This is a genomic window from Shewanella sp. 10N.286.51.B2 (assembly GCF_041469265.1).
In the GTDB taxonomy this organism is placed as follows: domain Bacteria; phylum Pseudomonadota; class Gammaproteobacteria; order Enterobacterales; family Shewanellaceae; genus Shewanella.
The window spans coordinates 1-3,826 of record NZ_JBFRKH010000092.1; the positions used below are offsets into that span (position 1 = coordinate 1).

5 protein-coding genes and 1 pseudogene are annotated in these 3,826 nt (G+C 33.6%); 3 read left to right on the forward strand and 3 right to left on the reverse strand.

Annotated features, from left to right (window positions below; genetic code table 11):
- Positions 1-280 precede the first annotated feature (280 nt).
- Positions 281-610, reverse strand: a pseudogene (locus AB4140_RS19075) (type I-F CRISPR-associated endoribonuclease Cas6/Csy4); the annotation flags it as partial.
- A gap of 470 nt (positions 611-1,080) precedes the next feature.
- On the opposite strand from AB4140_RS19075, the gene AB4140_RS19080 reads away from it, so the two are divergent.
- From AB4140_RS19080 to AB4140_RS19090, 3 genes are all read left to right on the forward strand, one after another.
- Positions 1,081-1,287, forward strand: coding sequence for a hypothetical protein (locus tag AB4140_RS19080; RefSeq protein WP_372002217.1), 207 nt, complete (start codon positions 1,081-1,083; stop codon positions 1,285-1,287).
- Between the two features lie 233 nt (positions 1,288-1,520).
- Entirely contained in the window at positions 1,521-1,757 is a 237-nt protein-coding gene (locus AB4140_RS19085) for a hypothetical protein (RefSeq protein ID WP_102530765.1), read from the forward strand.
- A gap of 54 nt (positions 1,758-1,811) precedes the next feature.
- Positions 1,812-2,216, forward strand: coding sequence for a hypothetical protein (locus tag AB4140_RS19090; RefSeq protein WP_372002219.1), 405 nt, complete (start codon positions 1,812-1,814; stop codon positions 2,214-2,216).
- 210 nt (positions 2,217-2,426) lie between these two features.
- On the opposite strand, the gene AB4140_RS19095 is transcribed toward AB4140_RS19090, so the two are convergent.
- Positions 2,427-3,356, reverse strand: coding sequence for a DUF3644 domain-containing protein (locus AB4140_RS19095; RefSeq protein WP_372002221.1), 930 nt, complete (start codon positions 3,354-3,356; stop codon positions 2,427-2,429).
- 100 nt (positions 3,357-3,456) lie between these two features.
- On the reverse strand, positions 3,457-3,645 hold the full coding sequence (locus AB4140_RS19100; protein ID WP_372002223.1) for a hypothetical protein: 189 nt from the start codon (positions 3,643-3,645) through the stop codon (positions 3,457-3,459).
- Positions 3,646-3,826 lie beyond the last annotated feature (181 nt).

A 3,826-nucleotide genomic window follows, 5' to 3' on the forward strand; every position in this document is an offset into this window, starting at 1 on the left:
TTTCTAAGCTGCCTGTGCGGCAGTGAACAAAACTCTCTTATTGCAAGCTCTGGCCTTACTTTTCTAAGCTGCCTGTGCGGCAGTGAACAATGCGAATTTAACAAAAAAATAAGTTACATCATAGCGTTAATTTAATTTTTGTCATTTTTACCCAAACTTTTATTCACCCTGTAACCACTTGTTTATTAACAATTTTTTAAAAGAGCGTGAATTTAGGGTATTTTGATTTTTAAAATACCCTAAATTGATTAACATCCGCTGATGTTAAATTTCACTTAAATTAAAACCATGGAACAGTGGCTGCTTTATTCAAAGCAAGCCCATAACAATCATATTCAGCTTGTTGTTCACTTTCAGGTTCAAGCTTTTCAACAAAAATCTGAAAAAGCCCTCGCCCGCCTTCTCGTTTTTTAGTCTCTTGACTTTCAAGCTGTATAAACGGCAAGTCGGTCGGCTCAAATTTTTGAGGCAAACTCAATTTGTCATATTCAGGATTAAAATTGTCACCAAACTTTTTCTTTAAATGTTCGATTTTCTTTTGGTTAGAATTCGCTAACCCCTGCTTACCTTTAAAACGCTTCTGCTTAAATACCGCTTTTGTAGCATCCTGTGGAACGGGATTTAGAGGCTATTTTTTTTGTCATATGTAAACTCAATCGTATTACAGCCGTCATTGATAGCTTTAAAATACTCTAAAGTATTGTTATCTAATTTCACCTAGAACTCCTGAAGTTAATCGTGGTAGAGCGGGTCATTACTGACCCGCCCCCACTGAAGTGTTGTTACTAAACACCTGATTTTACTCACGTACATTGATAAATATTTAGGGATAGGACGCGACTTCACTTAGTCTATCTTTTTTATGCTTGGACATTATTGATCTAAGTTACACTCAACCAGCCCAAATCAACAAGCACACATTGTCGCCTAGATATTAAATCTCGAGTTCAAATTAATTATGCCACTTCAAACAGGTCTTACTTTAAACAAAGCAAGGCGGTTGATGAGGCATAATCAAAATTTATTTAATTTTTATTTATGAGATTAAATAAGAGTCCACTGAATAAATTTGGACGAAAAATGATTGAACTTCAAAGCATCATATCTGCAACGAATAATGAACTACTAATTGGTGAAGGCTTTGAACTAGTCATTGTCGATAAAAATGGTCAAATAATACAACAAGGTGATTCTATAAGAAAGACTATTTTTGATGAGATGATTGCAGAAGTGACAAAAAAATTTGCTAATAAATTTAGACAACTACAGCAAGATGATTTTAAATAAAAGAACCAAGGAAAGATTTTATCTACATGTAGTTATCATGAGTTAGCGCTCATGATTTACTCATACAGTTTTGTATGACTGTAGATTAGTGGGCCACACAAATAGTACAGTTTAAACAGCTGCTCTATCACTGATTTGAGTAAACCTTGGGGAATAAAAGTTTAAAATACCATGATTTCGCCTGTGTTGTTTCTAGTTAATGAAGACCGTTCTTACATTAATAGGAAACACAAATGAAAACTAACTTTGAACTTATCAAAAAGACCGACAATCTTCTTATGCTACTTAATCGAATAGCCAGTGTGGTAAAAGCAGAGCACTCATTCAATGACATCTCTGAATATGACAATTTTGTAGAGAAAGATTTCTTAGTCTTTCAACTTAAGCAAAAATTGATTAAAGAAGGCTTTCATAATTTAGAAGTTCAATTGGCTATAAATTTTGTAACCCAGTTGTTAGATAGTGAATAATTTCCCTTACTAAATCCTAGTTATTGATAAGGACATCAACGACTAGGAATTACTATGAAAAAGTCAGAAACACAGCTTATTAGGGTCTATAAACGTCAATCAAAAAGTCAATGGGATGATCACAGCACAGTATTACTGCTGGCAGACCATCAAATTGAGAACGATGAGATTCAACTGAGCTTTAATAACTACATTTATTTACATCGAAATGTAGCAGGCCAAATCATAGGTATCAGTATCAGCAAGTCGCTACTTGAAGAGCATGCAGAGCTTGAGAGTCAATATCTGACAGGTATTGATGCATACATGATGTTATTGATATACATAGAGGATATTGCCGCTTTTTGTGGGCTATTCAGCAACGAATTCATCAGTATTTTTGGGATACATCCGAACTATTACTATGAGGCTGCTGAGCAATATTGGTCTGATCTCATTATTGCTGCTGACGCACAATAATAACCAACTAGCGAACCCTATTGGGTTCGCTTTCTCGTGGCAAAAACCTCAAACGACCTAACAAGCTTTTGGACAATTCCGAGTTAGATCTCTAAATCTAATTCGTGAATTTAGGATTAAAATTTCTATGAGTTAACGCCGCAATAAAAATCGCGACAACCGTTATGCGTCCGATTTGATTGCCTTGTTACATGTGTGGGATGAGTATATTTATTTCTTTGTATAATATTTATCGAACTCTTCCACAATTCTATTATGGTAAAATATTTTATATAAACTTTTGGGGTTATTTGGTTCTAACCGCCTTTCTCTGCAAAATTTTTCTCCCTGCAATTCCAGCTCCCACTTCTTTGCATTAAATTCTTTATTTTGTTTAAAATCTATATACCGCTCTCTTAATAATTTACACAGTCCACTATAAGTGTACGGGTAGTTTTTAAAAATGTCTTCTTCTGATATTTGAATTTTAGGGGCATTGGGATCGTTTGTTAATCGTACATTAACAGCTTCATCAGAAGATGTTTTGACAAGTTTTGTTTCTAACCTTAATGAAATACTAAATTGAGGATCATCATCATGTTCATGAACTTTTTCTATTTTACTCAAATGTTTCAATAAGTTGGTTCTAGAATTCTTGTCTACACTAAAACTTTCAATATCAGATAAATGAAAAAATGAAACTGGCATCAAGTAGAAATTATATTTTTTAAAATCGAACCCAAACCAATCCATAGCTAATGTCATAAAGTTTCTTAATGAAGCCGTTCCTATTGCTTGAATTTTGCTAGCTAACTGCAAATCATTGTGAATAAAATGTACCGATTCGTCTCTTATTTCAATAAGAAGTTTTACACTATCAGAAACAACATTATTTAATTCACCTGAAGCCTCAAGTAAATTTATGGCTCTTGAAATTGTTATAGTTTTTGCATTGCCAGATTTTGTTTTAACTATTTCACCTGATTTCTTGAAACATATACTGTCTTTATCATCATTATTATTAGCTAAAATTTTTGCTTTAAGTAATAACTCCCATGCATTAATCATAAGAATAGAAAATGTTTCTTCCCTAAATTTAAAATCGGGTTTGTTATAAATTTCAATTGCAGAAACACTTGCCGTAACCGCCTTATCAACCAAAAGTAGATAAAAACACTTGTTAACTTGTTCTTTTTGGCTGTGGTGTTGCCTAAATGTATTAAGGTTGAATTTAATAAAAATTTTGTCTACGGAATAAAGTTTATTGGACTTTATTAAAAAAGCTCCCCCAACGTTTTGTAACGTAAGTTTTGACTGTTGAAGCCCCCCACCCAGTAGCCTTTTCTATTTCTATAAGCGAAAAATCACTCTTCAAGTTATGCTTATCAGAAAAAAAATGAAAAGCCTTGTCTACTTTATCTAATTTGCCAGCCAAAAATCTATTCTCCATTAAACATGTAACGCCGCACTAAGCGGACTAAAATTGTGGGTTAAAATGTGTAGCGAAATGTAACGTAACCCACTGTTTTAGTTACGTTTAAGTGCCTTGTTGAGTTTTTATTCTACATGCCCATCTATTTTGATTCCACCGGGCATAGAAACTGAGAAACCGCCAAGTGTAACCCTCCCTT